Source organism: Cecembia lonarensis LW9 (assembly GCF_000298295.1).
GTDB classification, from domain to species: Bacteria; Bacteroidota; Bacteroidia; order Cytophagales; family Cyclobacteriaceae; genus Cecembia; species Cecembia lonarensis.
The window spans coordinates 1-3614 of the sequence record NZ_AMGM01000157.1 but is presented as its reverse complement, the minus strand read 5'-3'; the positions used below and the strand labels follow the sequence as shown (position 1 = coordinate 3614).

At 40.5% G+C, this 3614-nt stretch carries 6 protein-coding genes and 1 pseudogene; all 7 read left to right on the top strand.

Features of this window, described 5'->3' with window-relative positions; all coding sequences use genetic code 11:
- Nucleotides 1-194: hypothetical protein (locus B879_RS20410; protein WP_040401437.1), on the top strand; the 194-nt coding region annotated here is incomplete at its 5' end.
- Nucleotides 195-1379: 1185 nt separating this feature from the next.
- Nucleotides 1380-1607 (top strand): type II toxin-antitoxin system MqsA family antitoxin, encoded by a 228-nt coding sequence (locus B879_RS20405; RefSeq protein WP_040401442.1) that lies wholly within the window; start codon nucleotides 1380-1382, stop codon nucleotides 1605-1607.
- 13 nt (nucleotides 1608-1620) lie between these two features.
- On the top strand, nucleotides 1621-1821 hold the full coding sequence (locus tag B879_RS20400) for a hypothetical protein (protein ID WP_009187127.1): 201 nt from the start codon (nucleotides 1621-1623) through the stop codon (nucleotides 1819-1821).
- A gap of 11 nt (nucleotides 1822-1832) precedes the next feature.
- Complete coding sequence (locus tag B879_RS20395) at nucleotides 1833-2075, top strand: hypothetical protein (RefSeq protein ID WP_009187126.1); 243 nt, start codon at nucleotides 1833-1835, stop codon at nucleotides 2073-2075.
- Between the two features lie 34 nt (nucleotides 2076-2109).
- Nucleotides 2110-2283: a hypothetical protein gene (locus tag B879_RS22730; protein WP_009187125.1), complete on the top strand. Its 174-nt coding sequence runs from the start codon at nucleotides 2110-2112 to the stop codon at nucleotides 2281-2283.
- Nucleotides 2284-2790: 507 nt separating this feature from the next.
- Nucleotides 2791-3219, top strand: a complete 429-nt coding sequence (locus B879_RS20390) for a sugar 3,4-ketoisomerase (RefSeq protein WP_083847970.1) — start codon at nucleotides 2791-2793, stop codon at nucleotides 3217-3219.
- Nucleotides 3216-3614 (top strand): annotated as a pseudogene (locus B879_RS20385) (hypothetical protein); the annotation flags it as partial. The gene B879_RS20390 and the pseudogene B879_RS20385, both read left to right, overlap by 4 nt.

The window sequence follows — 3614 nt, the reverse complement described above, 5'->3', positions numbered from 1 at the left end:
TCCGCCAGGCAGGCGTTAAGAAATCAGCCCTTTGGCTGCCCCTGATAGCTATCGGGGTAGTAAGGGGCCAGTTTGTAGGGCTGGAAATGGAGAATGTAGAATTAGGAGTGATGAATGGTTGGAGCGTGGAAGGTTTGTGGAGGTTGGTTTTGTATGGGGGTACGAATTGTGCCAGAGGCACAACCCATTGTTAGCATGAAAGCGACAACCATTCCCATCCGTCCTGTAGGGACGGCCAATGTATTCTAGGTTGTCGGGTTGTCATGGTTGTCAAGTTGTCTGGTTGGAGCTTTGAAGGTTTGAGGAGGCACAGAGGTTCACAGAGAAAAAGGGATGAATATCTCAGAAGGGTAAAAAGAGAACAAGGCTTATCCTTGTCACCTCCCTGCCCGTTCCGTTCAGGCGGGGACGGTAGGAGAGGTCTATCGCCATGTGGAGTGATGAGTGAGGAGTGGAGAGTGGAGAGTGAAGAGTGAGGAGTGATGAGTGATGAGTGGAGAGTGAGGAGGGGAAAGGGATGAAGAGTGAATGAAATGGAGGTTGTCGGGTTGTCATGGTTGTCTGGTTGGAGCTTGGAAGGTTTGTGGAGGTTGGTTTTGTATGGGGGTACGAATTGTGCCAGAGGCACAACCCATTGTTAGCATGAAAGCGACAACCATTCCCATCCGTCCTGTAGGGACGGCCAATGTATTCTAGGTTGTCGGGTTGTCATGGTTGTCAAGTTGTCTGGTTGGAGCTTTGAAGGTTTGGGGGGATTGTTTTGTATGGGGATTTGGACGCAGAAAGCGTCCAATACCGAAGGTTATTTACCCCGGGTCTGTACCCGGTGGTTGAGTCTAGTTTCAGTCCTCTGTCCGCCCAACTCCGGTAGGAGTTGAATTAAACTGGATAATTGGTTGAAAAGCTTCGCTTTTTAAATATTAACCACAGATAAATGAGGATAAACACAGATGGTAACAATGACTGCTCTATTTTCCAAAAACGGAACACGTTAACCGTTAACCGTTAACTTGTTAACAGTTAACCGTCAACGCTGAACCTTCCGAAATGCTTCGGAGCAATCTGAACCCCGAACACGTTAACCATTAACACGTTAACCGTTAACTTGTTAACCGTTAACCGTCAATGCTGAACCCTCCGAAATGCTTCGGAGCAAGCTGAACGCTGAACAATAAACCCTAAACCCCACGAGGACAGGAAATGTTTTAAACAGTGTTTAAAATAAAAACAAAAATCAAAGCTTTAAAACCATTTGTCAATTGAAGAACGTGCTTCGCGAAATTTGCAATTTCGTGATGCGATAAAGCGGATTTTTAATCCGCAAACAGAGAATAAATAGATTCAGTATTTTTTTGTAAATTATGTTTTAAATGAAAGATATGGAATGTTTAATCTGTAAAAATGGTCAAACAGCACCCGGACATGTAACTGTAACTTTGGAGCGGGGGAATACTATTGTCTTATTGAAGAATGTTCCAGCAGAAGTCTGTCAGAACTGTGGACATTATTATTTAGATGAAGCAACCACGGAGGTGGTAATGCAAAAGGGTCAGGAAGCTTATGAAAAAGGTGCTGAGCTGGAAGTTGTTAAGTTAAATGTAGCCTAACATCATTTAGGATATGGATAAGTTTCTTGAGGATAAGGTTGGTTGTATAAAAGATCAAAATTTGGAAAAGCTAAAGTCTGAATTACATGACGATCTAAAACAATCATTGAATTCTCCTGAAAACCATTTGTCTATTGAAGAACTTGATGCACTGCTTGAGGATACTTTAAAAAGATATGGTGCGGAAATGAAATCACAATTTTTTTGTAAATAGAATTTTAAAAAATGGGAAAAAGTACAATAAAAGCAATAGAAATAAAATCAAAGACAAATAGCAAAGGCCACTTAAAACTGGATCTTGATTTAAAAGAAGCAGGGAAAAATGTTAAAATTTTAATCCTTATGGAAGAAGATCTAAATGAGGAGATGGAATGGCTGAAAATGATTTCAAAAGATCCTGCATTTGATTTTTTAAAAGATAGGGAAGAGGATATTTATTCATTTAATGGTGGAATATTAATTGAATAATTTGGGTTTGAATGTTAAACAAAATTGAAATTAAATGGAAAAATTAACAATCAATATACCTTCAGATAAAATAGATATGGTGAAAAAAGTGCTGGAGGCCCTAGGGGTTACTTTTCAAAAGCCGAAATCTATTAAATCCAAAATAAGTAAAGAAAAGCTTCTAAAAGTCTCCGTATGGACAGATGAAGACCTTGCAGTATTTAAATAAGAAGCATTTTCAAAGGGTAGAAGGATTGAGAATTCAGGTTTGAAAAACTCATCGATACCAGTATTAAGCTTAATTTTTTAAGAAACCACAACTTGTCCCAAAAATCGGGATGATCGCAGATAAAAAGCTTCGCTTTTTGAATATTAACCACGGATAAATGAGGATAAACACAGATAAAAAGCTTCGCTTTTGGATATTAGACAGATGGAAGGGGATGAACATAGATAACAACAATGACTGCTCTATTTCGCTAAAACGGCATGAACTCTCCGAAATGCTTCGGAGCAAGCTGAACCAGGAACACGTTAACAGTTAACAGTTAACGCTGAACCCTCCGAAATACTTCTGGGCAAGCTGAACCCTCCGAAATGCTTCGGAGCAGGCTGAACGTGCTTCGCGAAATTTGCAATTTCGTGATGCGATATAGCGGATTTTTAATCCGCAAACTGAGAATAAATACAAGAGGGAAATACATACCCCAACCACCCAACCACCAATACCTAATTCATGGGCACAACTCTTCAAGACTGTTACCTGATTTCTTTTTTTCACCAGAATTCTGAAAAAGGAGAGATGATTTCTGCCCACAGCTTTCAGGAAATTCCATTTGAGGTGCAGCGGGTCTATTATTTGTATGAGGTTACAGAAGACAGAAAGAGTGGGTACCATGCCAATATTCACAACCAACAGGTGATGGTGGCGGTACAGGGGAGTTTTGAAGTCCGCTTGCATGATGGAGTAGCAGCACAAACCTATCTTCTGGATGATCCCCAAAAGGGCTTGCTGATAAGGGAAGGGATTTGGCGAGAAGTCAAGCACTTTTCCCCAGATGCCATCTGCCTGGTGCTCTGTTCGGAGCAATTTGAGGAGGGGGATTATATGAAGGACTTTGGAGCTTTTGTGGAATGGAAAAATAAAACCATTCATTCAGCGTGATCCAAAACAGGTTTCTTCAAAATCTATTGTATAAAAATGCATACAGCAGGGCCTTTTTTACCCTTTATGGACTGGCATGGAAAGAAGTCAGGGTCTGTTTCCGTCAATTCTATACGTTCCGTTTTCCAATATCCAGCTTGTTCATGACCTTGGGAATAATATTTTCCAGCCTCAACAGGCTGGTACTGGGAAGGAGTCTTAAATATTCTTTTGCATTCACGGGAGAAGATAGGATTATTGAATCCTTGCTCAAAACCAAGATCACCTATAACGGTTTTTATGTGGACGTAGGGGCTAATCATCCAAAATTTCTCTCAAATACCTACAGCTTGTATAGAAAAGGATGGAGGGGTATATGCATTGATGCCAATAGCGAATTGATCAAAAAATACGCA